This window comes from Aeromonas sp. QDB18 (genome assembly GCF_027705325.1).
Taxonomy (GTDB): Bacteria; Pseudomonadota; Gammaproteobacteria; order Enterobacterales; family Aeromonadaceae; genus Aeromonas; species Aeromonas caviae.
The window spans coordinates 1-26030 of the sequence record NZ_JAPDBQ010000010.1 but is presented as its reverse complement, the minus strand read 5'-3'; the positions used below and the strand labels follow the sequence as shown (position 1 = coordinate 26030).

Annotated in this window: 23 protein-coding genes; 6 read left to right on the top strand and 17 right to left on the bottom strand. The window is 63.2% G+C overall.

The features are described 5' to 3' along the window. Window positions 1-90: 90 nt before the first annotated feature. Entirely contained in the window at window positions 91-1134 is a 1044-nt protein-coding gene (locus OKC30_RS03410) for a GMP reductase (RefSeq protein ID WP_039041089.1), read from the bottom strand. A gap of 379 nt (window positions 1135-1513) precedes the next feature. Between OKC30_RS03410 and rloA3 the strand changes: the two genes are divergently transcribed. After that, complete coding sequence (gene rloA3 / locus OKC30_RS03405; RefSeq protein WP_160837059.1) at window positions 1514-2005, top strand: retropepsin-like aspartic peptidase RloA3; 492 nt, start codon at window positions 1514-1516, stop codon at window positions 2003-2005. A 67-nt stretch (window positions 2006-2072) separates the two neighbouring features. Here the strand turns inward: rloA3 and OKC30_RS03400 are convergent, their stop codons facing one another. From OKC30_RS03400 to OKC30_RS03370, 7 genes are all read right to left on the bottom strand, one after another. After that, window positions 2073-3512 (bottom strand): ATP-binding protein, encoded by a 1440-nt coding sequence (locus OKC30_RS03400; protein WP_045525604.1) that lies wholly within the window; start codon window positions 3510-3512, stop codon window positions 2073-2075. Beyond that, window positions 3509-4201, bottom strand: coding sequence for a response regulator (locus OKC30_RS03395; protein ID WP_041215642.1), 693 nt, complete (start codon window positions 4199-4201; stop codon window positions 3509-3511). Before OKC30_RS03395 ends, OKC30_RS03400 begins: the two co-directional genes overlap by 4 nt. Before the next feature lie 81 nt (window positions 4202-4282). Further along, on the bottom strand, window positions 4283-4930 hold the full coding sequence (locus OKC30_RS03390) for a tetratricopeptide repeat protein (protein ID WP_160837057.1): 648 nt from the start codon (window positions 4928-4930) through the stop codon (window positions 4283-4285). A gap of 1 nt (window position 4931) precedes the next feature. Beyond that, window positions 4932-5780 (bottom strand): SDR family oxidoreductase, encoded by an 849-nt coding sequence (locus tag OKC30_RS03385; RefSeq protein ID WP_039039562.1) that lies wholly within the window; start codon window positions 5778-5780, stop codon window positions 4932-4934. Then, on the bottom strand, window positions 5777-6433 hold the full coding sequence (locus OKC30_RS03380) for a TenA family transcriptional regulator (RefSeq protein ID WP_039039563.1): 657 nt from the start codon (window positions 6431-6433) through the stop codon (window positions 5777-5779). Before OKC30_RS03380 ends, OKC30_RS03385 begins: the two co-directional genes overlap by 4 nt. Beyond that, window positions 6430-7911: an AMP-binding protein gene (locus OKC30_RS03375; protein WP_160837055.1), complete on the bottom strand. Its 1482-nt coding sequence runs from the start codon at window positions 7909-7911 to the stop codon at window positions 6430-6432. Before OKC30_RS03375 ends, OKC30_RS03380 begins: the two co-directional genes overlap by 4 nt. Continuing rightward, the gene (locus OKC30_RS03370) at window positions 7908-8573 is read right to left on the bottom strand and encodes a thermostable hemolysin (RefSeq protein ID WP_109111955.1); all 666 of its coding nucleotides are present in this window, start codon (window positions 8571-8573) and stop codon (window positions 7908-7910) included. The genes OKC30_RS03375 and OKC30_RS03370 overlap by 4 nt, the downstream gene beginning before the upstream one ends. 187 nt (window positions 8574-8760) lie before the next feature. On the opposite strand from OKC30_RS03370, the gene OKC30_RS03365 reads away from it, so the two are divergent. Both OKC30_RS03365 and OKC30_RS03360 read left to right on the top strand, forming a co-directional pair. Further along, a complete protein-coding gene (locus tag OKC30_RS03365) occupies window positions 8761-9402 on the top strand; it encodes a class I SAM-dependent methyltransferase (RefSeq protein WP_270809559.1) in 642 nt (213 codons plus the stop codon). 74 nt (window positions 9403-9476) lie between these two features. Beyond that, entirely contained in the window at window positions 9477-10697 is a 1221-nt protein-coding gene (locus OKC30_RS03360) for a winged helix-turn-helix domain-containing protein (protein ID WP_270662143.1), read from the top strand. A 10-nt stretch (window positions 10698-10707) separates the two neighbouring features. Here the strand turns inward: OKC30_RS03360 and OKC30_RS03355 are convergent, their stop codons facing one another. Further along, the gene (locus OKC30_RS03355) at window positions 10708-11349 is read right to left on the bottom strand and encodes a TetR/AcrR family transcriptional regulator (protein ID WP_160837051.1); all 642 of its coding nucleotides are present in this window, start codon (window positions 11347-11349) and stop codon (window positions 10708-10710) included. 93 nt (window positions 11350-11442) lie between these two features. On the opposite strand from OKC30_RS03355, the gene OKC30_RS03350 reads away from it, so the two are divergent. Beyond that, window positions 11443-12141 (top strand): DAPG hydrolase family protein, encoded by a 699-nt coding sequence (locus tag OKC30_RS03350; protein ID WP_124814410.1) that lies wholly within the window; start codon window positions 11443-11445, stop codon window positions 12139-12141. 109 nt (window positions 12142-12250) lie between these two features. Here OKC30_RS03350 and frdD read toward each other — a convergent pair whose 3' ends face one another. The 7 genes from frdD to mscM form a co-directional block, all read right to left on the bottom strand. Beyond that, a complete protein-coding gene (gene frdD, locus OKC30_RS03345; RefSeq protein WP_010673803.1) occupies window positions 12251-12607 on the bottom strand; it encodes a fumarate reductase subunit FrdD in 357 nt (118 codons plus the stop codon). A 112-nt stretch (window positions 12608-12719) separates the two neighbouring features. After that, the gene (locus OKC30_RS03340; RefSeq protein WP_010673804.1) at window positions 12720-13118 is read right to left on the bottom strand and encodes a hypothetical protein; all 399 of its coding nucleotides are present in this window, start codon (window positions 13116-13118) and stop codon (window positions 12720-12722) included. 16 nt (window positions 13119-13134) lie between these two features. Further along, on the bottom strand, window positions 13135-13869 hold the full coding sequence (locus OKC30_RS03335) for a succinate dehydrogenase/fumarate reductase iron-sulfur subunit (protein ID WP_042065016.1): 735 nt from the start codon (window positions 13867-13869) through the stop codon (window positions 13135-13137). Further along, window positions 13862-15646, bottom strand: a complete 1785-nt coding sequence (frdA, locus tag OKC30_RS03330) for a fumarate reductase (quinol) flavoprotein subunit (protein ID WP_160837049.1) — start codon at window positions 15644-15646, stop codon at window positions 13862-13864. The genes OKC30_RS03335 and frdA overlap by 8 nt, the downstream gene beginning before the upstream one ends. 515 nt (window positions 15647-16161) lie before the next feature. Then, complete coding sequence (locus OKC30_RS03325) at window positions 16162-18036, bottom strand: methyl-accepting chemotaxis protein (protein ID WP_160837046.1); 1875 nt, start codon at window positions 18034-18036, stop codon at window positions 16162-16164. 156 nt (window positions 18037-18192) lie between these two features. Beyond that, entirely contained in the window at window positions 18193-18870 is a 678-nt protein-coding gene (locus tag OKC30_RS03320; protein ID WP_113068838.1) for a glycerophosphodiester phosphodiesterase, read from the bottom strand. Window positions 18871-18899: 29 nt separating this feature from the next. Continuing rightward, window positions 18900-22175 carry a miniconductance mechanosensitive channel MscM gene (gene mscM, locus OKC30_RS03315; protein ID WP_270666220.1) on the bottom strand — a complete coding sequence of 1092 codons (3276 nt, stop codon included), beginning with the start codon at window positions 22173-22175 and terminating at the stop codon, window positions 18900-18902. Between the two features lie 153 nt (window positions 22176-22328). Between mscM and OKC30_RS03310 the strand changes: the two genes are divergently transcribed. Further along, window positions 22329-23663 carry an MATE family efflux transporter gene (locus OKC30_RS03310; RefSeq protein WP_160837042.1) on the top strand — a complete coding sequence of 445 codons (1335 nt, stop codon included), beginning with the start codon at window positions 22329-22331 and terminating at the stop codon, window positions 23661-23663. Between the two features lie 87 nt (window positions 23664-23750). Here OKC30_RS03310 and OKC30_RS03305 read toward each other — a convergent pair whose 3' ends face one another. Further along, window positions 23751-24578 (bottom strand): M23 family metallopeptidase, encoded by an 828-nt coding sequence (locus OKC30_RS03305; RefSeq protein ID WP_113068835.1) that lies wholly within the window; start codon window positions 24576-24578, stop codon window positions 23751-23753. 481 nt (window positions 24579-25059) lie between these two features. On the opposite strand from OKC30_RS03305, the gene OKC30_RS03300 reads away from it, so the two are divergent. After that, complete coding sequence (locus tag OKC30_RS03300; RefSeq protein WP_045525644.1) at window positions 25060-25842, top strand: BPSS1780 family membrane protein; 783 nt, start codon at window positions 25060-25062, stop codon at window positions 25840-25842. The last annotated feature ends 188 nt before the right edge of the window (window positions 25843-26030 follow it).

Below are 26030 nucleotides of genomic sequence, written 5' to 3'. Positions count from 1 at the left end.
GCGCAGGGTCCCAGATGCAAAAAACCGGTGCGCAGGGTAGCACACCGGTTGGCTGGCTTCTAACGGTCGGCTCGGGGCCGAAGGAGGAACTTACTCCTTGCCGTAGACGTTGTTCTCCTGCTCGCGCACCCGGATGAAGGTGGTGCGTTTGGTGAGCTCTTTCAACTGGCTGGCACCCACATAGGTGCAGGTGGATCGCACCCCGCCCAGGATGTCGCGCACCGTGTTCTCCACCGGGCCGCGGTAGGGCAGCAGTACGGTTTTGCCTTCGGAGGCGCGATACTCGGCGACGCCGCCGGCGTGCTTGTCCATGGCGCTGGCCGAGCTCATGCCGTAGAACTTCATGAAGGGCTCGCCATCGACCTCGACGATTTCACCGCCGCACTCTTCGTGAGCGGCCAGCATGCCCCCCAGCATCACGAAGTCGGCGCCGCCGCCAAATGCCTTGGCCACATCCCCCGGGCAGGTGCAGCCGCCGTCACCGACGATCTGGCCACCCAGGCCGTGGGCCGCATCGGCACACTCGATGATGGCGGAGAGCTGCGGGTAGCCGACCCCGGTCTTGACCCGGGTGGTGCAGACCGAGCCCGGGCCTATGCCCACCTTGACGATGTCGGCGCCGGAGAGGATCAGCTCCTCCACCATCTCGCCGGTCACCACGTTGCCTGCCAGGATGACGTGGTTCGGGCAGGCCTCGCGGATCTTGCGCAAAAACTCGACGAAGTGCTGGGAGTAGCCGTTGGCCACGTCCACGCAGATGAAGCGCAGGGCGCTGGACATCGCGAGGATCTGGCGGGTCTTGGTGAAGTCCTCCTCCGAGGTGCCGGTGGAGACCATTACGTGGCCCAGCAGGGCCGGGTCGGTCTCATTGACGAAGGTTTGCCACTGCGCAAGGCTGTAGTGCTTGTGCACCGCCGTCATCATCTCGAAGCTGGCCAGGGTACGCGCCATGGCGAAGCTGCCGACGGTATCCATGTTGGCGGCGATGACGGGCACGCCCTGCCATTGGGTCTGGGTGTGCTTGAAGGTGAACTGGCGGGTCAGGCTGACTTGGGAACGGCTCTTTAGAGTAGAGCGCTTGGGGCGAAACAGGACATCCTTGAAACCGAGCTTCAAGTCTTCTTCGATACGCATTGCGAATTCCTTATTGAGCCTTGTGTGAGAGGTCACTTTGCAGTGGCAACTTTTCGGCAGGCGCAAAAAAACCGGTGGTTTTCAGGCCCTCCGGTTTACAGCAGTGTAGGCAAAAATCCCGTCAGAACAAGACTGATAATTCACGCACCGCTGTGGTAGCCTTTGGCGTCACAACCTGAGGATGGCCGCCAGCGTCATCCAGCACCCTGTTCTCCCCTCGTTTTCCTGCTGCATTCCCCACTCACGCGCCGTGCCCGGCATGGATTGTCGCCTGTTGGCACCGCGTCCAGAGCCCGCTCCCCTGCACGCCAGAATCCGGTTGACCCGGCAGTTGGCTGTGATACATCTGGGCGCAAGACTGACAAGGCGAGAGAGCAAGATGGGCAAGAGAATGGTGGTGGCGGCCATGATGTGGGCGCTGTGCGGCAGCGCGATGGCGGCCCAGACCAGCTACGGCTGGATCGAGAAGGGGGTGCTGATGCCCTACGGGGTGGCGGTCAAGATGAAGCTCGATACCGGTGCCCTCACTTCGTCGCTGGATGCCCGCGACCTGAAGCATTTCAAGAAGGATGGCAAGCCCTGGGTGCGCTTCAACCTGGTGCTGACCGATGCCAATACCGACAAGGTGGTGCGCCGGAGCGTGGAGCGACCGGTGGAGCGCAGCGTGACGGTACGCGGGGCGGGCGGCATGGAGGAGCGCCCGACGGTGACCATGTCCGTCTGTGTCGGGGACCAGGTCTACAAGGAGTGGTTCACCCTGCGGGATCGCAGCAAGATGATCTACCCGGTGCTGCTGGGGCGCCGTCTGCTGGCGGAGCTGGGACCGGTGGATTCGAGCCGGACCTTCACGGTAGAGCCCACCTGCGACTAGGGTGGTGCAGCCATGAAAAACGGGGGCCTGGCCCCCGTTTTTCATGGCGTGCGCAAAGGCTGACCCCTCATGCCTGGCGCGAGGCGGGCAGCAGCACGCTCACTTCGAGCCCCCCTTCAGGCCGATTGTGAATGTCGAGATCCGCTCCGTGAAGCTGGGCGATGCGCGAGACGATGGCCATGCCAAGGCCCACGCCATCCCCCTGCTGGGGATTGACCCGGAAGAAGCGCTCGCACAACCGGGAGAGGGCGGCGGTGGGGATGCCGGGGCCGTTGTCCCGCACATCCACCCGGATCCGGTTGCCCACCTGGCTCACCACCACGGCGACCTCGCCGCCCACCTGGGTGTAGCGCAGCGCATTGTCGATGAGGTTGCCGAACATCAGCTCCAGCAACATCGCCTGTCCCATTACCTGCACCTGTTCGGCGCCCTCCAGGGACAGCTGCTGATCCTTTTTCAGGGCGATGGGGGCCAGGGTCGCCAGGGTGCCCTGCAACAAGGGGAACAAGGGAAGGGCGGTGAGGGCCGGGCTCTGCTGGTTGTCGATGCGGGCCTGGGTCAGCAACTGGCGGATCAGCCGATCGCTGCGATCGAGGGCCAAGAGCATCTTGCGCAGGGCCTGCTCCCGGCTCTGATCATCCTCGGCCGTCATGGCGTTCTCGCTGTGGATGCGCAGCACCGCGAGGGGCGTGCGCAGCTCGTGGGCGGCCTCGTTGGTGAACTGTTTCTCCCGATCCAGGGTGTCAGCGAGGGCGTGCATCAGCCGGTTGATCTCCCCCACCAGCGGCGTCAGTTCCTCGGCCTTGATGGCGAGATTGAGGGGGCTCAGGTTGGCGGGATGACGCTCGCCGATGGCTTGCGCCAGCTGGTGCAGCGGTGACAGTCCCCGGGTGATCAGCCACCACAGCAGACCGAGCAGGAAGGGCAGGGTGATGAAGAGGGGCAGCATGGTGAGGGTGGCCATCTTGCTGGCCAGCTCGCTGCGTTCGTCATCCCGCTCCGCCACGATGAGCCAGGTCTGTTCACCTTCGTTGTAGAGGGTAAAGGTGCGCCACTCGTGATGATCCTTGGTCTCGCTGTTGAAGCCCCGCTCCAGGGTGGTCAACGGTTGGGCCGGGGCATTGGGCGAGCGCAGCAGCACGGCGCCCTGCTCGCTCAGCAACTGGAAGTAGAGGTTGTGCTCGAATTCATGGCCATAGGGGGTGAACTCGTTGTCCTGGCCGAACTGGAAGAAGCCGCCCTTCTCGATGTGGGGCGTCTCGGGGACGGCCTGCACCCACTCCTGGTACACGGTGCCGTTGCGCGGCAGCTCGCCGCTCTGCTTGAGATAGCGGCTGAGCAACTGGTTGGTGATGCGGGCGGACTGGGCGAGACGGGCATCAAACAGCTCTTCCATCTCGTGGTTGGCCTGCAGGTAGCCGATAAGGCCGCTGATGGCGAGGCTGAGGCTGACCAGGGCCAGGATGCCGGAGAGCAGAAAACGGCGGATGGAACGGACACGGCTCATGGGGCGGAGGCTCCTCTTGCGCCCTGGACGTCGAGCTGGGGCACGATGTAACCGACGCCGCGAATGTTGCGGATGAGCTCGGGGAAGAATTTCTTGCGCAGGTGGTGAATGTGCACCTCCACCGCGTTGCTCTCTGCCCCCTCGTCCCAGCCGTAGAGGCTCTGTTGCAGTTGATCCCGGCTCAATACCCGGCCGCTCTGGGTGATGAGCTCCTGCAACAGCTTGTACTCGTGGGGGGTGAGCTTGACCGGCTCGCCCCGATAGGTGACCTGCTGTGACGCGGGGAAGAGCTGCAGCTCCCCGTACTCCAGCACCGCCTGGGCCTGCCCCTTGCTGCGCCGCACCAGGGCGCGCAGCCGGGCGTTGAGCTCTTGCAGGGCGAAGGGTTTGACCATGTAGTCGTCGGAGCCTGCATCCAGCCCCAGCACCCGGTCGTCCAGGGCATCACGGGCGGTCAGGATGAGCACGGGCAGGGTCTGCCCCTCCCGGCGCAACTTGCGCAGCAGGCTGATGCCGTCGATGTCCGGCAGGTTGAGATCCAGGACAAGGGCGGCAAATTCCTCGCTCTTGAGCGCCGAGAGGGCCGGCATCCCCTGCTGGAGCCAGTCCACCGTGTAGCCGCTGCTGCGCAGGGCATCAACCATGCCGTCTCCCAGCATCACATCATCTTCCACCAACAGGATCCGCATTGTTCTCTCCCTCAAACGACACTGCCCACCAGTATGCAAGCTGGTGGGCAGAGTTGAAATAGCACACTGTGCTGCTTGTGTTTACAGCTTGGCGAGACGCTCGCGAATTTCCATTCTGCGGCCCTCGTCCGCCACCTCGCGGCCAGGGCGCGCCGGGGCGGCCAGGGCCTTGTCCAGATAGACCTTCGCCTGTGCCTTGTCACCCTGATCCAGCAGGAAGTCGCCGTAGAAGAAGTTGGGGTCGATGCCGGTGGGATTGATGGCCAGCGCCTGCTTGAGCAGCTTCTCCGCCTTCTCGTCGTCTCCAAAGCCCACCGGCCAGCCCGGCACCTGGTAGTAGAGGGAGCCCAGGCTGGTGTAGGCCGAGCCTTCCAGCGCCTTGGGATCCTGCTTGATGGCGATCTCGAGCTTGGCCTTGGCCTCCTTCACCAGACCAAGGGCGCCGAGGCCGCCCTTGGCCCCCGCCCAGGTGCTCTTGACGATGGCGGACCAGATCAGCAGATCGGTGCGAAATGCCTCCTTGGCGCTCGCCTCATCGGCCTTGGCACTCAGGCTCTCCAGGCAGCTCTCCTTGGCGTTGCCGGTCTGCTGGTACTGGCAGTGGGCCCACTCCTGCTGAATGGTGGGCAGGGCATCGGCGGCCTGGGCCAGACCGCTTGCCAGCATGCCTCCCAGGGCGAGCAACAGGGGGCCGTGACCAAATCGGGGACGGAAAGTGGCGTGCTTCATCTCAATGTTCCTTCTCGTTTGTCGCACAGGCGGGATCGCTCCTGTGATCGGGGGCTGGGGAGGCGGTGCGGCGGGCGTGGCGCTCGATGATCGGGCGCTGCTTGGCCAGGGCCATGTCCACCAAGGCGGGCAGCAGGCCGTTGAGCCGCACAAAGAGCTTTTCCGGCCAGCCGAGCCAGCGGCGGCGTGTCTCGTTGCACAGGGCGATGACGGCCTCCTCGGCCACGTCCTGTGGGCTGTCGGTCCGGGTGCCAAGCTCGGCATTCATGGCATAGGCCGCCTCGGAATTGAGGTGGGTGCGGGTGGCGCGAGGGGCAAAGTGCAGCACCTTGATGCCGGTTCCCTCCAGCTCCCGCCCCAGGGACTCGCTGAAGCCGCGCATGGCGAACTTGCTGGCGCAATAGACGCTGTAGCCGGCAAAACCGATGGCCCCGAGGCTGGAGCCGATGTTCATGATGATGGCGGGCTTGCGCAGCCGGGGCAGCAGGGCCCGGGTGAGCTGGATGGGCGCCTCGACGTTGAGCAGCAACTGGCGTGTCACCTGCTCGCTGCTCTGATCTTCCAGCCAGGCGAACTGGTTGCATCCCGCACTGTTGATGAGCACGTCCAGCCCCTCGTCCAGGGCCGGATGTTGCAGCAGCTGCGCCCGCTCATGGGGAGAGCCGAGATCGGCCGTCACCGTCTGGTGGCGATCCGGATGAGGCAGCTCCCGGCGCAGGCGCTCCAGGGCGCTGGCCCGACGACCGTGCAGCAGCAGATGGGCACCCTGGGCCGCCAGTTCATGGGCCAGGGCTTCACCAATGCCGCCACTGGCGCCAGTCAGCAGTATGCGTTTGCCTTCAAGCTTCATTGGCAGGATCCCGTGAGCTGATAGAGCATGTCGCCATAGAGGCGGTAGACCACCTTGGCGGCGTGAATGATGGCGGCCTGATCGGCGGCATCTTCCACCCGGTTCATCAGGGATTCGAAGAATTTGAGGTGCTCCTGGTCCAGGGCCCCGTGGGAGCTCAGGTAGCTCATGGCCTGGGGCGGCAGACCCAGACCGCTCTTGAGCTGGTCGGCGACGGTCAGGGCGATGGCGACGCTGGTGCCTTCCAGCACCTGCACCATGCCGAAGAAGCCCATGGGGTTGCCGCGCTGGATCTGGTCGTAGAGGAAGGCCACCATCAGCTCGATGGGCAGGCCCGGCTGGCCGTGGCGCACCGCCTCGGCATCACCGCCGCAGGCACGGATGTCGTTCAGGATCCACTCCTGATGGCCGTACTCCTCGTCGATGTACTCCCTGATGGCGCCACGCACCCATTCGTACTCCTGCCCCAGCTTGCCGCCGGTGGCCATCAGGAGCGGCACCGTGTGGCGCACGTGGTAGTAGGCCTGTGCCAGGAAGGCGAGGTAGGTGTCACGGCTGATGTCGCCGCGGCGGCAGGCCTCGATGATGGGGGCGTTGAACAGGCGTTCGCGCTCGCAGGCGGTGGCTTGTTGCAGGGTCTGGTAGAAGCTCATGAGGTCTCTCCTGTGAGGCATTGGCTGATCTGCCGGGAAAAATGGTGATAAATCTCATTGCGACGGGGGCGCCCGTTGGCCGTCAGCAGGCCAGGGAGCTGATCCAGGGCGACCGGCAACCAGTGATGGATGCGGGCGTAATCGGGCAACTGCTGGTTGAGCCGGGCAATCTGCTCTGGCAATTGGGACTGGCTGCCCGGCAGCGGCTGGATAAGGGCCACGTTGGCGGGCTGACCGTCACCGAAGATGACGATGCGGGCGATGGCCGGGCAGAGCTGGGCCTGGGCTTCCACCCACTCCGGGGAGAAGTTGCGGCCAAAGGCGGTGATCTGCACGTTCTTCTTGCGCCCCGTGATATGGAGATAGCCCTCCTCGTCGATCCGACCCAGATCCCCTGTGGCGATCTGGCTGCCCGTCTCGCCCTCTTCTCCCAGGTAGCCCAGCATGGCGCTGCCGCTGACCATGACTTCGCCGTCTGCGGCGATCGTCACCTGGCAGTGGGGCAGAGGCAGGCCGACGCTGCCGGGACGATCCCCGTGGGGGCCGTTCAGGGCGACCACGGAGCCGCATTCTGAGAGACCGTATCCCTCGTAGACCGGCAGCCCCGCCGCACGGGCGTGAGCGATGAGTTCGGGGGCGACCTTGCCGCCGCCCACGGCGACGAAGCGCAGGGTGCCGAGCTGTGTCGCCAGGGCAGGGGTATTGAGGCACAGAGCCAGCAGCAGGCGCAGCAACTCGGGTACCAGCACCAGGCTGTGGCTGGGCCAGCGCAGCAGTGCATGGGCCAGGGCCGCAGGATCCAGCTTGCTGGAGCCCGAGAAGCCGAGTTCCCCCAGGGAGGGGATGCGGCTGCAGGCGCCGGTCAGCAGCGGTACATACAAGCCGGTCAGGTTCTCCAGCAAGGTGGTGAGGGGCAGCAGGGTCAGGTGCTTCTCAACCCGGGCAGGGGCCACCCGCAGGGCAAGGGATCCGCAGACCGCCGTCATCTGTTCCAGCGACAGGCAGACGCCCTTGGGTTGCCCCGTGGTGCCAGAGGTATAGGTGATCTTGGCGGTGCCCGCCGGCAGCTCGGGGAGGCGGGCCGGGATGCGGCGCCACAGGGGCACGGCCTGCTCATCGGGCCTGCCTGCCATGAGCACGAGGGGTGAGGCGGACTGCCACCCCTGGTGTTCCGGGCCGACCAGGGCGTCTGCTCCGCTGCTTTCCAGCAGCCACGTCTGCTGCGCCGGACTGAAGAAGTGGGGAACCGGGATGACCACGATGCCGGCCCAGGTGCAGGCGAGATCGATCAGTGCCCAGGGCAGGCCGTTGTCGAGTTGCAGGGCCAGGCGGCGGATGCCGGCCCCTTGCAGCACTCCTGCCAGTTGCTGGATCTGCTGCCACAGGCTCTGGTAATCCAGCTCACCCTGGCTGCCTAGCAGCGCAGGCTGTTGCGGGGTCTGGCTGGCATGGTGGGCGATGGTGTCGAACAGCGTCATTGTGCGCACCTCCTGTCGATGTCGGCATGGTTAAAAAGGCGGGGCATGGGCCCCAGCAGGTTGAGCAGCAGGCTGCTCTGTGCGAGTACCTCGCGCCCCTGGTTGATGTCGCCTGCCATCACCTTGGGCTGGCAGCGGTAGTATTCGCCCCAGGCGCTGGCATCCTCTCCCACCTGATGGGCCTGGGCGGGGGCCAGCTCCACCGGGTTGAGACGCAGGCGGGTAAAGCTGTTGCGCAGCTTGGCGGTGCCGGTGAACACCACGTAGTCCAGGGCGTTGTCACACAGCAGACGGCACAGCGCGGCAAACATCAGGCGGGCGTGACCCGGTTCGCTGCAGGCAAGATTGCCCACTTCGATGATGCGGTGGCGGGCCGGACGGACCCCGAGACGGGTCTCGATGGCGGCCTCGACAGGCTGCTCCAGATATTGCTCCAGATAGAGCGGTTGCTCGTGCTCGCCATGGCAGGCCTGGTTAAGGCCGCAGGCACCGACCAGCACGCCATCTGCCCGGTAGAGCCCGAGCTGGCAGGGCAGAAAATGGGGAATGCGGGCGTTGAACTCGAGGGTATAGGCGGCCTGGATATAGGTTTGCAGCGCCATGACCTGCTGCGGGGATTCGGCCAGGATCAGCCGGTAGGGGGCTTGGATCTCGATGGTCATGGTTGGCTCCTTCTTTTGCGATGGGATGAGAGTAAAAGGGCAAACTTAAGAAACCCTTAAGGCGCAAAAAAAGACGAAAAAAACTGGCGGGGGGTGAACGGGGGTCGATGGGGGCTCCAGACAAAACAGTTGCCAGCAGCGGGCGTGGCAGGCAATCTGCCCCGCTGTCGCCACCCGAGGAGCTGCCATGTCATCCCCTGTTCACTGTCCCCTGTGTCTCTCCCCTCGGCACCATGCCCTGCCGGTGGCGGGCAAGGGCTATTACCGCTGCCTGGCGTGCGAGCTGGTCTGGATGGACGAGGCGGACCACCTGGACGAGGGGGCCGAGAAGGCGGTCTATGACGGGCACGACAACCGGGTGGACGATCCCCGCTACCGGGCCTTTCTGATGCGTGCCTTTGGCGAGGTGCTGGCCCGGGTGTCGCTTCCTGCCAGCGGCCTCGATTTTGGCTGCGGCCCCGGGCCTGCCCTCATCGCCATGGGGCGGGAGGCGGGCTTCGAGATGGCGGGCTACGACAAGTTCTATGCCGACGACCCAGAGTGCCTGACAAGGCAATACGACTTCATCACCAGCACCGAGGTGATAGAGCACATCGCCACCCCCCGCGCCGTGCTGGACACGCTCTGGGGCTGCCTCAAGCCCGGCGGGGTGCTGGTGTTGCAGACCCAGCGGGTACTGGGGGACGATCGCTTCAAGACCTGGCGCTATCGCCACGATCCCACCCATATCGTCTTCTTCGCCGAGGCCTCATTCCGTGCCCTGGCGGTCCGCTGGCAGGCAGAGGTCGAGTTTCCTCATGCGGATGTGGCGGTGTTCACCATACCCTGAGCCGGGCGTTTTCATTTGGCCATGAGTTGGGCATGCTGGTGGCCTGAACCCCAGGAACGGATGCCCCTATCTCCATGTCGATCCCCCACCTCTCATTGCAAGACGCTTGCCACCTGCAACTGGCGGCTCAGGGGCTGCTGACCCCGCGCCGCGCCAGAGCAACCCCCGCCGATCTGCTTGCCTGCATCAGACGCATGGCGTTGCTGCAGATAGACACCATCTCCGTGGTGGCCCGCAGCCCCTATCTGGTGCTGTTCAGCCGTCTCGGCCATTACGATCCGCGCTGGCTGGAACAACTGCTGGCTGATGGTGACCTCTTCGAATACTGGGCCCACGAGGCCTGTTTCGTCCCCCGGGAAGATTACCGGCTGCTGCGCCATCGCATGCTGGATCCCGCCGCCATGGGCTGGAAGTTCTCCGCCCAGTGGCTCAAGACCCACGGCGGCGAGATCGCGCAGATAGTGGAGCGCATTCGCCAGGATGGCCCGGTGCGGGCGGCAGACTTCGAGCGCAAGGGGGGCAAGGGCAACGGCTGGTGGGACTGGAAGCCCGAAAAGCGCCACCTGGAGGTGCTGTTTACCGCAGGTCAGCTGATGGTGCGCGAACGGCGCAATTTCCAGCGGGTCTACGATCTCGCCGAGCGGGTCATGCCGGAGTGGAATGACGAGCGGGATCTGCCGAGTCCTGATCTCGCCCGGCGGGACATGGTGCGAGCCAGTTGCCGGGCGCTGGGGCTGGTCAAGACCGGCTGGGTGGCGGATTACTATCGCCTTAAACGGGGGAAATACGACGCCCTGCTCCACCAGCTGGCGGACGAGGGGGAGCTGTTGCCGGTACGAGTGGAGGGGTGGCAGCACGGAGCCTTCGTTCACGCCTCCCTGGCCGATGAACTGGTCCGGGCCCAGGCGGGCTCCCTCAAGGCGAGCCACACCGCCGTGCTCTCGCCCTTTGACCCGCTGGTGTGGGATCGCAAGCGGGCCAGCGAGTTGTTTGGCTTTGACTATCGCATCGAGTGCTATACCCCGGCCCCCAAGCGCCAGTACGGTTATTTCGTGCTGCCGTTGCTGCATCGCGGCAAGCTGGTGGGCAGGATGGACGCCAAGGCCCATCGCAAGGAGGGGGTGTTCGAGGTCAAGAGCCTCTATCTGGAGCAAGGGGTCAGGATCACCCAGAGCCTGGCCCAGGATCTGGGCAAGGCCATCCAGAAGCTGGCGGAGTGGCACCAGACCCCGCTGCTGCGTTATGGCAACGTTCCTGCTCCCTTGTTGGCTCAATGGCAGGAGGTGGCACGCTGAGGAAGGACGCCTACCCTCGCATCAAGCCGGGCAGCACCAGCGCAACGGCCGCGGTGATGCGCGCGCGAATGTCGCTGCCCGGCGCCAGCAAGCCGAGCGCCATCTGGCGCAGCGGCTCCGCCATGGTCATCGCCAGCAGCAGATCGCTGGTCTGGGCGGTGTCCAGCTCCCGCAGCCAGCCCAGTTGCTGCTGGCGCTGTAGCCACGCCGCCAGCGTCGCCCTGCCGCGGGCAATACCGTTCTCCTGATAGGCCGCCAGCAGGGCATCGCGCCCCGCGAACTCATGCTGCAGCAGCCGGAACATGCCCACCGCCGGTGCGCTCAGCACCTGTCCCGCTATGGTCTGCAAGCCCAGCACCAGCATCTCCCCCAGCGCGCCTGGATGAGCGGCATCCTGCTCGAAGGCCGGCTGGAAGGCATCGGTCCAGCTGCGCACCGCCTGCGCCACCAGCTCGTCGCGATTGGCGGCGAAGCGGTAGAGGGTCTTCTTGGCAACCCCCGCCTCTTTGGCCACCGCATCCACGGTCGCAGCGCTGTAGCCCCCCTTGAGCAACAAGGTCAGCGTCGCCTCGGCGAGGGCGGCGCGAAGGTCGGCTTCCGGGGTGACCGGACGGCCTCGTGAGCGTGTTTCTTCATCGTTCTGGTGCGACATATGGGCTCCTGGAAAGCATTGACAGACTAAGCATACAGGCATAGCGTAATTTAGGAAACGAACATCGTTTCCTAAATTTATGGGAGTCATATCATGCATCCTTCTGCCCTGTTTGCCCCCTGGGGCGTCAATGACATCAATGAGTTGCTCAGTCCGCAACCCCTTCGCCTGGAAATGGGTCTGACCCGCAGCACCGACGGCCTGCTGACGGTCGCCATCCGCACCGATCTGCACGGCTGCAAGGGGCGCATGCTGGATTGGTGGTTCACCTTCTTCGAGACGACCCAGCACATCAGGTGGTGGCACCCCCACGATCATGTCGAGCACCGGGGCTGGGATCATCACTGGAAAAAAGGGGAGCGCTTCGTGGGAGCCAGCATAGAGGCGGTGGAGTGGCTTGCCGAGCTGCCGCCGGTGGCAGCTCGCCTCAAGTTCCACGGTGCCGAAGAGGTGTTCGCCCCGCAATCTCTACACGAGGCGCGGGAGACGCAGGCTCTCTCTGCCGCCATCTGCGCCCGTATCGGCTTTGGCGACGAGGTGGCGCTGGATGAGCAGGGGGCGCCACTGGATGGCGAGATGCTGCACCTGGCGCGCGATACCCCCTATGGCTGTGTGCTGCGCAGTCGTTTTCTGCTGGGCAAGGCCTGCGCCAATCCGTTTGACGAGGTGCCGGACGAGGTAGGTTTCAACCTGATGCGCCACTGCTACAGCGAGTTCAGCTATCTGGCGCAGTTTCTGCCGTCGCTCTACTACGCGGAAAACGGTCGTGAACCGGCACCGCGACTCTGGTGACGGATGCCGAACGAGCGTGCAGGCCAGCTGCCGGATGGAGATGAACCGCGGAAGATGGTCATAAAAAAACCGGGCACTGGGCCCGGTTTGTCATGCAGTCAGGATGTGCTTACTGGAGCACCAGCACCATCAGCAGGCCGACGGTGATGGCGGACACCAGGAAGGCGAAGCCATAGAACACATAGTGGTGCAGCTTGGTGGTGTGGATCCCCAGATCATGCAGGCCGTGGTAGATGCGGTGCATGCCGTGCCAGACGGGCAGGGCGATGATCACCAGCAGGATGCAGGCACCCCACCAGGAGCTGGCGAATGCCAGCACGCGCTCGTAGCTCATGGTCTCCACGTCCATGATGCCCATGGGCACCAGCAGACCTGTGATGAGGACAATGACCGGCAGCAGCATGGCAACCACCATGCCACCCGCACCAAACAGACCCCAGTAAATTGGCTCGTCAGAACGTCTCATATTTTTTCCTCAAATCATGATTGAGTGATCGTGGCCAACGTTTCTGAGTGAGAGCCCGGTACCAAACAGACACCAATAACCGGGTTCGTCAGAACGTCTTATGGTTTTCTCCTCAGGCCACGATGATCAGGACAAGCAGGGATACCGCCGCCAGCGCCACATACTGGGCGATGACGATCGGTTTCTCCGGCACCAGGTCTTCGCCACGGAAGATGCGCATGGCTTTCGGTGCCAGGGCGAACCAGGTCTTGGCGTGGAACAGGCAGGCTGCCAGGGCGATGACGTGGAACAGGATGGCAATGGGGCTCTGCAGGGATTCCAGCCAGCCGTTGAATGCCTCCTGACCCTGTACCAGCCGCAGCAGACCCCACATCAGCACGACGGCGTAGATGGAGACGAAGATGCTGGTGCCTTCGCGGATCATGTAACCGGTGTAGAAGGCATTCTTCAGCCACCAGTCTTTTTTCATCTCGCGCACGTAAGGCTTACGTTTGCTCTCAGTGTTGTTCATGGTCTCACTCCTGGTCTCAGTCCGGCTTGAACATGGCGATCATGTAGTCCTTGGCGCTCTCGACCTTGCCGAGCTGGATGGCGGCGGCCGGATCCACGCCTTTCGGGCACACTTCGGAGCAGTAGCCCACGAAGGTACAGCCCCAGACGCCCTCGTCCTGGCTGATGATCTTCATCCGCTCCCTGGACGCGCTGTCGCGGTTGTCGGCGTTGTAGCGATAGGCCAGTGCCAGGGCCGCCGGACCGGTGAACTTCTTGTTGATGCCATATTGCGGGCAGGCCGCGTAGCACAGACCGCAGTTGATGCACATGGAGAACTGGTGATACTTCGCCATGTCAGCCGGCGTCTGGGTGTACTCGCCGTCGCACAGGCTGCGCGGCTCGGACGGGATGATGTAGGGCTTGATGCTCTCCAGCTTCTCGATGAAGTCGGACATGTCGACCACCAGATCGCGCTCGATGGGGAAGTTGTTGAGCGGCTCGATAGTCATCTTGCCCGGCAGGTAATCCCGCAGGAAGGTCTTGCAACCGAGTTTCGGAATGCCGTTGACCATCATGCCGCAGGAGCCGCAGATCGCCATCCGGCAGGACCAGCGGAAGCTCAAGGTAGAGTCCAGATGATCCTTGATGTATTGCAGCGCATCCAGCAGGGACATCTCTTTGAGGTAGGGCACCTGGAAGGTCTGCATCCAGGGCTCGTTATCCTGCTCGGGACGGTAGCGCAGGATTTCAATTTCGATCATCTCAGCCATTCTTCTTAGCCTCGTCTTGTTTCTCACCCTCGGAACCGTACACGCGCTTGGCCGGTTGGGATTTAGTGATCTTCACATCGGAATAGTCGATGGTCGGGGCCCCTTCGCCGTTGTAGAAGGAGAGAGTGTGCTTGAGGAAGTTGACGTCATCGCGCTCCTCGTAACCGTCCAGACGCTGGTGGGAACCGCGGGACTCTTTGCGGTTGAGGGCGGAGTGCGCCATGGCTTCCGCCACGTCCAGCATGTAGCCCAGCTCGATGGCGTACAGCAGGTCGGTGTTGAAGACCGAGGACTTGTCGTTGATCTTGATCTTCTTGTAACGGGCTTTCAGCTCGTTGATCTTGTCGATGGTGCCCTGCATCAGCTCTTCGGTACGGTAGATACCGACACCGGCTTCCATGGACATGCCCAGTTCGTTGCGGATATCCGCCGGGTTTTCGGTGCCGTCGATGTCCAGCAGGGAGAGGTGCTGCTTGATGAGCGCCTCGGCCTTGGCGACCAGTGCCTGGGTGTTGCCGTGTTGCTGGGTGGCGGCAAACTCGGCTGCCTGCTCACCGGCCACCTTGCCGAAGACCACGATCTCGGACAGGGAGTTGGAACCCAGACGGTTGGCGCCGTGCAGACCGACGGAGGCACATTCGCCAGCGGCATAGAGACCGGCCAGACGAGTGGCGCACTTGCCGTCGGTTTCGATGCCACCCATGGTGTAGTGGGCGGTCGGACGTACCGGAATCGGCTCTTTTACCGGATCCACACCCACATAGGCCTTGGCCAGTTCGCAGATGAAGGGCAGACGCTCTTTCAGGTACTTCTCGCCAAGGTGGCGCAGGTCGAGGTGAACCACGTCGCCCATGGGGCCCTGGATCACGCGGCCTTTTTGCTGCTCCTGCCAGAAGGCCTGGGAGAGACGGTCGCGCGGACCCAGCTCCATGTGCTTGTTCTTCGGCTGGCCGACCGGGGTTTCCGGGCCCAGACCGTAATCTTGCAGGTAGCGATAGCCATCCTTGTTGAGCAGGATGCCACCCTCACCACGACAACCTTCGGTCATCAGGATGCCGGTGCCCGGCAGACCGGTCGGGTGATACTGGACGAACTCCATGTCCCGCAGCGGTACGCCGTGGCGGTAGGCCAGGGCCATGCCGTCCCCGGTGACGATGCCACCGTTGGTGTTGTAGCGATAGACACGACCTGCGCCGCCGGTGGCCAGCACCACGGACTTGGCCTGGATGAAGCGGGTGATGCCGTTCTGGATGTCAAAGGTGACGACACCCTGGACACGGCCATCTTCCACGATGAGATCCAGACAGAAGTGCTCGTCGAAGCGCTTGATGGTCGGGTACTTGATGGAGGTCTGGAACAGGGTGTGCAGGATGTGGAAGCCGGACTTGTCGGCGGCGAACCAGGTGCGGGGGATCTTCATCCCGCCGAAACGGCGAACGTTGGCCTTGCCGTCCGGTTTGCGGCTCCAGGGGCAACCCCAGTGCTCCAGCTGGATCATCTCGTTGGTGGCGTTGTTGACGAAGTACTCGACTACGTCCTGCTCACACAACCAGTCACCACCGGAGACGGTGTCGTTGAAGTGGTTTTCCAGGGAGTCGTCATCACGGACGACGCCTGCGGCGCCACCTTCGGCGGCCACTGTGTGGCTGCGCATCGGATAGACCTTGGAAATCAGGGCGATTTCCAGCTCCGGGTGGGCTTCTGCAATGGCGATTGCGGCACGCAGGCCACCGCCACCGGCACCGATGATGGCAACATCGGTCTTGATAATATCCACATCTGCCTCCTTAGGGATAGATTTGCTGGGCACGATTTTGCTCTATGAAAAAAATTCAGGCTTGATGCAAGTCAAACTGCTTTGTTTTAGTGCTTGGCAACGGTGATTTTTATTAAAATCACCCCATTCCTTGGATGAAAATGCCGTCATTATCGCCATCCATCAGTGATCTGGATCAGCCGTACTCGCTACTCTGGTGATTTTAACTCCAAGATTATACGTAGTTTTCTTTCAAAAAAATGAGAAATGCCTCTCTTTTTGGGTATTACCCATAAAGTTTTTAAGTTTTTTATCAAAACAGTTTAATGATAACTATTATCACGATGACATATCGAGATTAGGCATCAAAAAAGTAATGCGAATATAGCCATGACAGACTGCGCCCGTCTCCCACACATGGGCAAAAGGAGATGTCGATCACAGGGTTGAGGGTCTCGAAAGGGGATTATAACCGTTGAAACAAAAAGGGTTTATAAAAAAAGGGGCCTGAACGGCCCCTTTCTTCCCATGGTCGATCAGATGCGGAACATGCCGACCTGATTATTCAATTCACCTGAAATATTTTTAAGCTGGGCCGACAGATTGCGGGAGCTGTCCGCATCCACTGCCAGCTCGTCCGAGACATCCTTGACCGCCTGGATGTTGCGGCTCACCTCGTCGGTGACGGCACGCTGTTCCTCGGCGGCGCTGGAGATCTGGGTCGCCATGTCGGAGATCTGGTTGATGGAGGTGGTGATCTGCTCCAGCGCCTGGGTCGCATCGTTGGCATCTTCCACGCTGTTCTGGGCCAGCAACTGACCCTCGTGCATGGTACTGACGGCGCCCTGGGTGTTGCGCTGCAGGGTCTCGATCATGCTGCGGATCTCGACGGTGGAGCTGTGGGTGCGCTGGGAAAGCACCCGCACCTCGTCGGCCACCACGGCAAAGCCGCGTCCCTGCTCGCCAGCCCGGGCGGCCTCGATGGCGGCGTTGAGCGCCAGCAGGTTGGTCTGCTCGGCGATGCCCTGGATGGTGGAGAGGATGGTGTTGATCTCCTGGGCGTTCTTCTCCAGCTCCTGGATGATGCCGGAGGCCTGCTTGACCTGGGTGGCGAGATCCGTGATGGAGCGCTGGTTGCGGGCAATCACCTGCTTGCCGTGCTCGCAACTGCTGGAGGAGCTGCGGGCCGCTTCCGCGGTCTGCTCGGCGTTGCTGGCCACTTCGACGGCGGTGGCGGACATCTCGTGCACTGCGGTCGCAATCTGGGAGATCTCGTTTTGCTGGCGGGCCAGCCCCTGGTTGGATTTCTCCGCCATGTCGTGGGAAGACCTGGCCTGCTGGTTGAGCTGGGTGGAGGAGTTGGAGATGTCCTGCACCATGACGTGGATGCGCTCGATGAAGGTGTTGACGTGCTTGGCGACGGTACCGACCTCGTCTTCACGCTCGATCTTGATGCGACGGGTGAGATCGCCGTTGCCGCGGGAGAGATCGGCAATTGCCTCGCCCAGGGTTTTCAGCGGCGCCAGGGAGCCGTTGATGGCGACATAGGAGAAGCCTGCCACGATGAGGATGGTCAGCAATCCCTGAATGAGGGCGGAGGTGACCATGCGGGAGACGGACTGGTAGGCGACCGCTTCGTCCACCACGATGCCGAAATACCAGTTGGTGTTGGGGATCTCGGTGAGGTCGAATACGCTTGCCTTGCCGCTGATATCCATCTCGGAGATGGTGTTGTCATGGGCCAGCTCGTTGACCTTGGCTGCCGTCAGTTCCGGGGAGATGGCGGTGGCGGGTTTGAGGGTCAGATCCTTGTCCGGGTGGGCGATGATGGTGCCGTTGCTGTCCACCAGAATGGCATAGGTGCCTTCCGAGTTCATGGCGAGTACGTCTTTCACCAGACCGTCGATGGAGACGTCACCGGCGATGACGCCGTCGGTGTTGCCGCGACTGAAGGGCTCGGCGATGGTGATGATGAGCTGGCCGGTGGTGATGTCGGCATAGGGGGCCGTGATGGCGAGCTTGCCGGCGGCCATGGCGTCCTTGTACCAGGGACGCTGGCGCGGATCATAGCCGGCCGGCAGATCGGTCGGCTTGCTCTGGATCATCCGGCCATCCTTGGTGCCCACGTAGACGAGATCGAAGTTGCCCGCATTCATGGACTGGGCCAGGTAGCTGAGGGGCTCGTCTTCCTTGGCGAAGGCTTCCTTGGTGGCGGTGACGAGATTGATGCGGGCGTCGAGCCAGCGGGAGATCCCCTTGACGTTGGCGACCGAGCTGTCGTCGATGAAGCTCCAGATCAGCCGCTGGGTTTCACTGCGCAACTGGGAGGTGTACCAGACCTGCAGGCCGGTGATGACCAGAATGATGGCCCCGATGGAGAGGACCAGCTTGTTCTTGATGGATAGGTTCATGTTTACATCCTTGTGAGCGTCAGTCAGAGATCCATGGTGTTTGTTATTGTTATGAGCCAACCCTGTATCGGCTGGCTATGGACTTTATGTATCCCGGTGCACCACATTTTTTCAATTCTTTTCACCTCCTTGTGGCCTGCCAGGCCGCGCCGATACTCAGCTGAATCGATCTGGCCGGTTGGTGAAGATACCATCGACACCCATGCTGGCGAGGGCGCTCCCATCACTCACTTCGTCGACCGTGTAGACCAGGATCTTGAGCCCCCGGCGATGGGCATCCGCCACCAGGGTCTCGTCGACGAAATCCACGTCGCAGTTCAGTGACCAGGCCCCCAGCGTCTCGGCGAAGGCGGCGCCGTCGAGGGGCAGGCTGGCCGTGAGGGCGCCGCTCCTGATTTCCGGTCGCAGTCCCTTGAAGCGTAACAGCTCGGGATGATGAAAGGAGGAAACGATCCAGTGCGCCTGGGTAAAGCCAAGCTCGGCCTCGGCCCGCCTGGTCAGGGCGGCCACCGGCTCGGCGGTGTGGGCGCCCTTGAGCTCGATGTGCAGTTCGCAGCGCCCCGCCACCAGTGCCATCACCTGCCACAGGGTCGGGATCCGCTCCCCGTCCCCCGCATCCAGGCTCGCCAGGTACTCCCGGGATTGCCCGGTCAGCACACCCTGGCCGTTGGTGCAGCGCTCCAGCCGCCGGTCGTGGAAGACCCAGAGCTCTCCGTCGGCCCACTGCACGTCCAGCTCGATGGCTTTGGCACCCAGATCCAGCGCCAGGCTCATCGCCTTGAGGGTATTCTCCGGGGCCAGGCCGCTGGCACCGCGATGGGCAATGATCTGCATGATGGCTCCTGTTGTCGTCTTTGGGGGCTTCATCCCCGGCTCATCCGGATGTCGATCTGCTGATGTGGCAGATGCATGCCGACCTGGCCGAGTTTCTCCAGGATCAGGGAATGTACCTCGTGCGTAATGGGCATCCTGTGATCCATGTTGTTGACGTAGAGCCGGATCTCGTAGATGAGGGCAGAGTCGGTGAACTCGATGAGGAACACCTCCGGGGCGGGCGTATCCAGCACCAGGGTGGACTCGCGCACGCTCTGCTCCAGCAGTTGCTGTACCTGCTTGGGATTCTGGGTCAGGCCGATGCGAATGCGCAAGCGGACCCGGGTGATGGCATCGGACAGGGACCAGTTGATGAACTGCTCGGTGATGAAGGCCTTGTTGGGGACGATGATTTCCTTCCTGTCCCAGTCCACTATGGTGGTGGCGCGGGTCTTGATCTTGGTGACGGTGCCGGTGAGATCCCGGATGGTGACGGTGTCACCCAGGCGGATCGGTTTTTCGAACAGGATGATGAGGCCGGAGACGAAGTTGGCGAAGATCTCCTGCAAGCCGAAGCCCAGCCCCACGGAGAGTGCCGCCACCAGCCACTGGGTCTTGGACCAGTCGATGCCGAGCATGGAGAAGCCGGTGAGGGCACCAATCAGCAGCACGAGGTACTTGCTCACCGTGGTGAGGGCGAAGCCGGTGCCGGGGGAGAGGCTCAGGTGCTGGAGCAGGGTGAGCTCCATCAACCCTGGCAGGTTGCGGGCGGTGACCACCGTCAGGATGAAGGCGAAGACGGTCAGCATCAGATCCTGCAGGGTGATGGCGGAGAGCTGCTCGATGCCGGCCACCTTGCTGCTCACCTGCCACACCTCGATGCTGCTGAGGAAGCTGAATGCCGAGTTGAGATCCGACCATTGCACCACCACCAGCATGGTGAAGCCCAGCATCAGCAGGGTGCGCACCAGGCCGAGGGACTGGGCGCTGATGGTATCCAGATCCAGCTCGGGCTCCTCCACCACATCGGGGATCTCGGAGCTGAGATCGTCCTCTTCCCGCTCCCGCTGCGCCAGGATCTCGGCCCGCTTCTGCTTGGCGCGATCGAAGGCGAGTCGGCGGCGCTGGATCAGCATCCAGCGGTGGGCCAGATAGTAGACGAGCAGGCAGCCGAGCCCCGCCAGCAGGCTCAGCTCCAGCTGGCGCAGCAGGGTGCGGGAGGTGTAGAAGTAGCCGAACAGGGCACCCAGCACCGCCAGCAGCGGGGCCAGCATCAGGCTGTTCCAGATGAAGTGGTGCAGCAGATGGGGCTTGGTCATGTCTGCCTGACCCCAGGTGAGGGGCAGTTTTTCCCGGTTGAGGCGGGCAAAGAAGAGCAGCAGCCAGAGGGCCCCGATGATGAAGGCGAGGCGTCCCAGGGAGTCGTAGAAGGCGTGCTCCTGATAGCTGCTCGCCATGCCCTGCACGAAGAAGCTCGGGATCAGCACCAGCAGCAGGGTACGAAACTGTCCCCATACTCGCTGCACCCGCTCCTTCTGCCAGCGGAAGTGGAGGATGAGGATCCCCTTCTCCAGGGTGAGGTGGCGCGCCACCAGCAGGGCCAGCAGCAGGAACCAGATTTCACCCAGGCCCCGGGCCACCGCCACCGCGAAGGGATATTGCCAGGCGCTGTCCAGCAGGCCGTGCACCATGAGCACCATGGCGGGCAGCGGCAGGGCGGCGAGCACGGAGCGCACCAGCAACCGGCTGGTGAGGCTGAACTTGTCCTGGGTTACCTTGCCGATGCGCGGGGCAATGTACTGGCTGTATTGAATGAGGTGGCGGGCCAGTTTCAGCCAGCACCAGGCCAGTCCCAGCAGCCCGAGGCCAGCCAGGGTCAGGCTCAGGGGGTTGTTCTCGGCGATGGCCCTGGGCAGTTGCAGCCAGTTGGCCGGGTTGAAGGCAAGGCCGAGGGCGGCCGGGACGCCGAGCAGCACCGCCGGGCTCAGGGGGCGCACGTCCGGCATCCAGAACAGATGGCTGGCGCTGAGTTCGCGGATCTCGTCGATCTTGCTGTTCTGGCGGCTGTAGAGCAGCTTGAGGCGGGTCTGCTCCTGAATGAGGGTGTCGGAGGCATCGTTGAGCCGGGTCAGCAGTTGCCGCCTCGCCTTGAGCAGGTTGTCCAGCACGGCGCGCTGGGCCCTGTCCAGGGTGATGCCGTCTCCACTGAGCAGGCTGTTGCGCAGCTGGACCGGATCCTTCAGGGCATCCTGCTCGGTCTCGTACTGGTATTTGGCCATGCGCGCCTTGACGATGGCGGACTCCAGCCGCTCCAGCGGGAAGTAGGCGGGCAGATCGGCCAGCTTGCTGCGCAGGTTCTCGCCGTAGGCGTTGCTTATCTGCAACCACTCCAGCTGTTCGCGCACCGAATTGACCAGCTCGTTGAGCCCGGAGAGGGAGGTGTCCACCCCCCGTTGCTCGTCCTGCACCCGTTCAATCTGGTCCTCGAGAGCCCCCAGTTGGAGGGAGAGGGCCTGGTTTTGCTGCTGTTGCTCCTGCAAGAGGGGGAGGTCAGAGGTGAGCTGGCGGCGCAGGCGTTCGCTCTCGGCCAGGGCCTGCTCGGTCTTGTCCCGGCGCAGCTGGTTCTGCTGGGCAAGCAGACTGGTCTGCCACTCATCCTCGTCGGTGATGGCGAGGTTGAGCTCCTGCAGCTTGAGCTTGCCCAGATCGTTGCGCTGCTGGGCGGAGAGCTGCTCCAGCTCCAGCATCTGGATCCGGTCGGAGAGGCTCTGCTCCTTGAGTCGGGTGGCCAGTTGCTGGGCCTCCTGCAACCTGTCCGACTCGTTGCTGAAGCTCAGGCGATCGAGCAGGGAGCGGGTCTGGAGCAACTGCTTGCGCAACTCGTCGACCCGCAGGTGATACTCCTGGCCCGTGCTCTCCAGCTGGTTGAGGCTGTCGGTCACAGCCTGACGCTCTTTGCGCAGGTTGAGCTGGCGGTTGCTGCTCAGGCTGATGGCCTGGCGCAGGGCATCCTCCTTGAGGGAGGAGAGGGACGGGCGGGACTGGGGCTGATAGTTGTGCAGCCCCTCCTTGAGACGGGCGGACTCCTTGGGGTAGTCGATGAGGATCTGCTGGTAGGCCTTGCCCTGTTCCCGGTAGCGCTGGGCATCCCGGGCATATTGCAGCGCCTGCTGGTAGCTCTCCCGCAGTTGCTGGTTTTCCGGGGTATCCGTCTTGGGGATGCTTTGCAGCAGCTCCTCTACCTGAGTGATGGCATCATCAGCCTGGACAGCGGAGAAGGGGAACAGGCTGAGACAGAGCATCAGACAGAGCAGGCGTTGCAACATGGCGCACGTTTCCGTTCAGGAGAAGTCGCCCTAGCCTAAAGCAGGGGCCGGGGCGGGTAAAGCCCTCAAGATGAATGATCCACGGCACAAATAACGGGTGATCCGGGTCTTGTTTGGCTATTATTCTGGCCGTTCCCCTTCATTGAGCAATTTATGTCCTCCGTCGATCTGGGCACGGCCCCCCTTTCCCGCCTCTTCTTGCGTTACGTCACCCCCACGGTGGCCGCCATGCTGGTCACCGGCATCTATGTCACCATAGACGGCATCTTCGTCGGCCATATCCTGGGCCAGGACGGGCTGGCCGGCATGATGCTGGCGTACCCCATCTGCGCCGTGCTCTACGCGGTGGGGGCCCTGATCGGCATGGGATCCTCGTCGCTGGCCTCCTTCTATCTGGGCAAGGGGGAGCAGGCCAGGGCGCGCCACATCGTCGGCAATGCCCTGGTGATGGTGCTCATCGCCTCCGCGCTGCTCGCCTTCATTGGCATTCGTTACGGCAAGGCCATGCTTGTCTGGATGGGGGCGCAGGGGGTCATCTTCGACGCAGGCTTCGCCTATCTGCAGTGGTACGCCTGGCTCGGGGTGTTCGCGGTGCTCTCCATGGCCTTTACCGCCCTGCTGCGCAACGACGGGCGACCCGGCCTCACCACCTGGATCCTGGTGGGGGGCGGCGTGCTCAACGTGCTGCTCGACTACCTGCTGATGGCGGTGATCCCCTGGGGGCTGGCGGGGGCCGCCATCGCGACCATGCTCTCCCAGGCGGTCACCGGAGGCCTGTGCCTGTGGCACTTCTTTACCCCCCGCAGCCAGTTGCGCATTCGCTGGGATACCCTGGTGCCCGACTGGCGGCTGATGGGGGAGACATTGCGACTCGGGGTGTCGAGTTTTCTGATGTACCTCTACCTCTCGGTGGTGCTGGCGCTGCACAACAAGGCGCTGCTCTCGGTGGGCACTTCGCTGCACGTTGCCGCCTATGGGGTCATCAGCTACAGCGAGGCCTTCTTCTATCTCATCTTCGAGGGGATCGCCATGGGCATCCAGCCCATCGCCAGCTTCAATGCCGGGGCGGGCAACTGGTCGCGAGTGCTGCGGGTGCGCAACCTGGCATTGGGAGTGACCATGGCGGTGGCACTGTGCGGGATGATCCCGCTGTATCTGTGGCCAGAGGCAGTGGTTTATCTGTTTGCGGGGGACAATGCTGCCCTGTTGCCGGTGGCGACCCTCGGTATCTGGCTCTACTTCTGGGGGCTGCCCATGGAAGGCTTGCTGCTGGTGGGGGCCACCTACTTCCAGGCCATCAACCGGGCCCGCATCGCTTCCCAGCTCACCGGCGGCAAGCTGGTGCTGATCGGCGGTTTCCTGTGGGGCTTCTCCTCCCTGTGGGGAGTGGCCGGTGTCTGGCTGGCGCTGCCCACTTGCAGCACTCTGCTGGTCCTGGTGATGTGGCGGGCGATGAACAGGGAGGGGCGCCAGCACAGCGCTGCCTGAGATGTGGTCATGCGTCCATGAAAAAGGCAGCCTTGGCTGCCTTTTTCATTTTGAGTGCCCCTGCCTGTGGGCGGCAGGTCGCCGGCCTCAGGGCTTGAAGGCGCCGATAAAGATGGCGGGGTCGACGCGGGCGTCGTTGAGGCTGACGTTCCAGTGCATGTGGGGACCGGTGGCGCGGCCGGTGGCGCCGACCCGGCCGACGATGCCGCCGCGGGGCAGGCTCTGGCCCAGCTTCACGTCCACCTTCGACATGTGACAGAACATGCTGATGAGGCCCTGGCCGTGGTCGACGAACACCGTATTGCCGTTGAAGAAGTAGTTGCCGATGAGGATGACCTTGCCAGCGGCTGGTGCCTTGATGGGAGTGCCGGCTCCGACCGCGAAGTCGAGGCCGGAGTGGGGGTTGCGCTCCTCGCCGTTGAAGAAGCGGCGCAGCCCGAAGGGACTGGAGAGCGGGCCCTGGACCGGCTTCTCAAACAGCAGGTTGCTCGGCTGAGCCGGGCTGAAGGTCTGGTAGGCGCGGGTCTGTTCGGCAAGCTCCCGGTTGATGCGGGTCATGTCTTCGGCCAGCGGATTGACCTGGCGGCTGTTCTTGAGCTTGATGTGCTGCTCACGGTAGTGCTTGGTGCCGACCGTGAAACTCAAGGTGCGGCCATCGCTGGTGGTCACCTGATGGGGGCCGGGCGCGCTCTTGAGCGGGATGCCGACGATGGCAATCCACGTCTTCCCGTCTTCCTGTACCACCAGCACAGGCTTGTCCTGATAGCGCACTGCGGGCGCCTTGGCCCCGCTTCCCAGTGGTACCACGGCCACGCCCCCCGGCACCGGGTGGTTGAGCAGGCGGCTGATAAACCCCGGTTCGGCGTGAAGCGCAGGGCTGCCGAGCAGCAGGAGAAGAAAGAAGAGGCGGCGCATGATGGCTCCATCGGATCAGGGGGAAAGCAAGAGGGGGGAGATGATGCCACATTCTGGCGGTGCTGTCCGTCAACCGTGGGCGATAAACTCGTCGGCTGCGGCCCAGAAAGACGCAACGGACACGCCATTGCAGCGAGGTGAATGCTCTGGTTGCGGGTGCCAGCCTTCCCTTCGACCTTGCCAGCCTGAGCAGGGGGCCGCTGCGCTACCGCATCTTGGGGGCGCTCGCGAGCGACAACAGCTTCACCACCAGCCAGGCCGGGTCGCGGTGGGCATGGCCGGACAGGGGCCCTGACCCCTATTCCATTCGATACCGCCATCGCGGTACCCTACTCGGCGGCGACCCAGGTCACCGACTGCAAGATGAGGCTCTCCCCGACCCGGCTGCCGGGCCAGGTAGTACGCACCGGCCCCATCATGGTCACGGTGAGCGTGTCCTGAGGAGACGCCGCTTCGCCCTTATTTTTCGACGAGGTCAATGATGAACAGTGACAGGGCCCTGCGCCACGAACCCAAACGCCATGGTATAGGACAGGGCTGGATCTGGATCCGCACCGGATTCGACATCTTCAACAAGGGGATGGGTGCCAGCGTGGCCATGATAGTGCTCTGGTTTGTGGTGGGCATCGTACTGGATCAGCTGCCGGCGGGGGGCTTGATCTCCCAGTTGCTCTACATGGTGTGGGGGGCTGGCTGGGTGGCGGTGGCGCGGCGGGGTCACCATGGCGAGGCACTGCAATTTGGCGACTTCTTTGCCGGTTTCCGCCATCGGTTGACCCCCTTGATGCTGGGGGGCCTGATGGTGCTCGGTCTCATCATGGGGATCCTGATGATCTGCGTGTTCCTGCTGCACCAGTGGGGACTCACCGGCCTGTTGTCCGCGGATCCGGGCTCCCTGGCGCTGACCCCGGAGCAGGCACAGGGCTTCCTCGTCTGTGCCCTGGTGGGATTGGCACTGTTCGTTCCCGTGCTGATGGCCATCACCTTCGCCCCCGCCCTTATCCTCTTCCATCAGGTCGGGGTCTGGCAGGCAGCCCGGCTCAGCTTCAAGGGATGTCTGCGCAACATGTGGCCCTTCCTCTGGTGGGGGCTGCTCGGGGCCGTGCTGATCTTCTTTGGCGCACTCCTGATGCTGGTGGGCCTGCTGGTGGTGCTGCCTGCCATCAACTACTCCATCTATGCCGCCTATCACGACATCTATCTGGAGGATCAGGAGGCCGAGGAGGGAGAGACCCCGGTCAAGGCATTCGGTTTCGAAGCCTGACCGGGCACATGATGGAGCAAAGAGGGGCCGCGAGGCCCCTTTTTTGTGGTTCTTCGCGGGATCCTGGGAAAGTGGAAGTTGACAGACAGAGTGCTGGTAAACTGGTTGTCGCCAAACACACCACCACCATCACCCTGCTGTCGCCGTGCATCATATTGATATTGCCTCCTTCTGGCCAGGTTATACCG

Coding starts and splice junctions, on each gene's coding strand:
- OKC30_RS03375 (WP_160837055.1), bottom strand. CDS start 7,911: ATGACGCTGTTCGACACCATCGCCCACCATGCCAGCCAGACCCCGCAA.
- OKC30_RS03395 (WP_041215642.1), bottom strand. CDS start 4,201: ATGCGGATCCTGTTGGTGGAAGATGATGTGATGCTGGGAGACGGCATG.
- OKC30_RS03340 (WP_010673804.1), bottom strand. CDS start 13,118: ATGAACAACACTGAGAGCAAACGTAAGCCTTACGTGCGCGAGATGAAA.
- frdD (WP_010673803.1), bottom strand. CDS start 12,607: ATGAGACGTTCTGACGAGCCAATTTACTGGGGTCTGTTTGGTGCGGGT.
- OKC30_RS03410 (WP_039041089.1), bottom strand. CDS start 1,134: ATGCGTATCGAAGAAGACTTGAAGCTCGGTTTCAAGGATGTCCTGTTT.
- OKC30_RS03325 (WP_160837046.1), bottom strand. CDS start 18,036: ATGAACCTATCCATCAAGAACAAGCTGGTCCTCTCCATCGGGGCCATC.
- OKC30_RS03310 (WP_160837042.1), top strand. CDS start 22,329: ATGTCCTCCGTCGATCTGGGCACGGCCCCCCTTTCCCGCCTCTTCTTG.
- OKC30_RS03355 (WP_160837051.1), bottom strand. CDS start 11,349: ATGTCGCACCAGAACGATGAAGAAACACGCTCACGAGGCCGTCCGGTC.
- OKC30_RS03380 (WP_039039563.1), bottom strand. CDS start 6,433: ATGAGCTTCTACCAGACCCTGCAACAAGCCACCGCCTGCGAGCGCGAA.
- OKC30_RS03390 (WP_160837057.1), bottom strand. CDS start 4,930: ATGAAGCACGCCACTTTCCGTCCCCGATTTGGTCACGGCCCCCTGTTG.
- rloA3 (WP_160837059.1), top strand. CDS start 1,514: ATGGGCAAGAGAATGGTGGTGGCGGCCATGATGTGGGCGCTGTGCGGC.
- OKC30_RS03360 (WP_270662143.1), top strand. CDS start 9,477: ATGTCGATCCCCCACCTCTCATTGCAAGACGCTTGCCACCTGCAACTG.
- OKC30_RS03300 (WP_045525644.1), top strand. CDS start 25,060: ATGAACAGTGACAGGGCCCTGCGCCACGAACCCAAACGCCATGGTATA.
- OKC30_RS03335 (WP_042065016.1), bottom strand. CDS start 13,869: ATGGCTGAGATGATCGAAATTGAAATCCTGCGCTACCGTCCCGAGCAG.
- OKC30_RS03400 (WP_045525604.1), bottom strand. CDS start 3,512: ATGAGCCGTGTCCGTTCCATCCGCCGTTTTCTGCTCTCCGGCATCCTG.
- OKC30_RS03305 (WP_113068835.1), bottom strand. CDS start 24,578: ATGCGCCGCCTCTTCTTTCTTCTCCTGCTGCTCGGCAGCCCTGCGCTT.
- OKC30_RS03365 (WP_270809559.1), top strand. CDS start 8,761: ATGTCATCCCCTGTTCACTGTCCCCTGTGTCTCTCCCCTCGGCACCAT.
- OKC30_RS03350 (WP_124814410.1), top strand. CDS start 11,443: ATGCATCCTTCTGCCCTGTTTGCCCCCTGGGGCGTCAATGACATCAAT.
- OKC30_RS03385 (WP_039039562.1), bottom strand. CDS start 5,780: ATGAAGCTTGAAGGCAAACGCATACTGCTGACTGGCGCCAGTGGCGGC.
- OKC30_RS03320 (WP_113068838.1), bottom strand. CDS start 18,870: ATGCAGATCATTGCCCATCGCGGTGCCAGCGGCCTGGCCCCGGAGAAT.
- mscM (WP_270666220.1), bottom strand. CDS start 22,175: ATGTTGCAACGCCTGCTCTGTCTGATGCTCTGTCTCAGCCTGTTCCCC.
- OKC30_RS03370 (WP_109111955.1), bottom strand. CDS start 8,573: ATGACCATCGAGATCCAAGCCCCCTACCGGCTGATCCTGGCCGAATCC.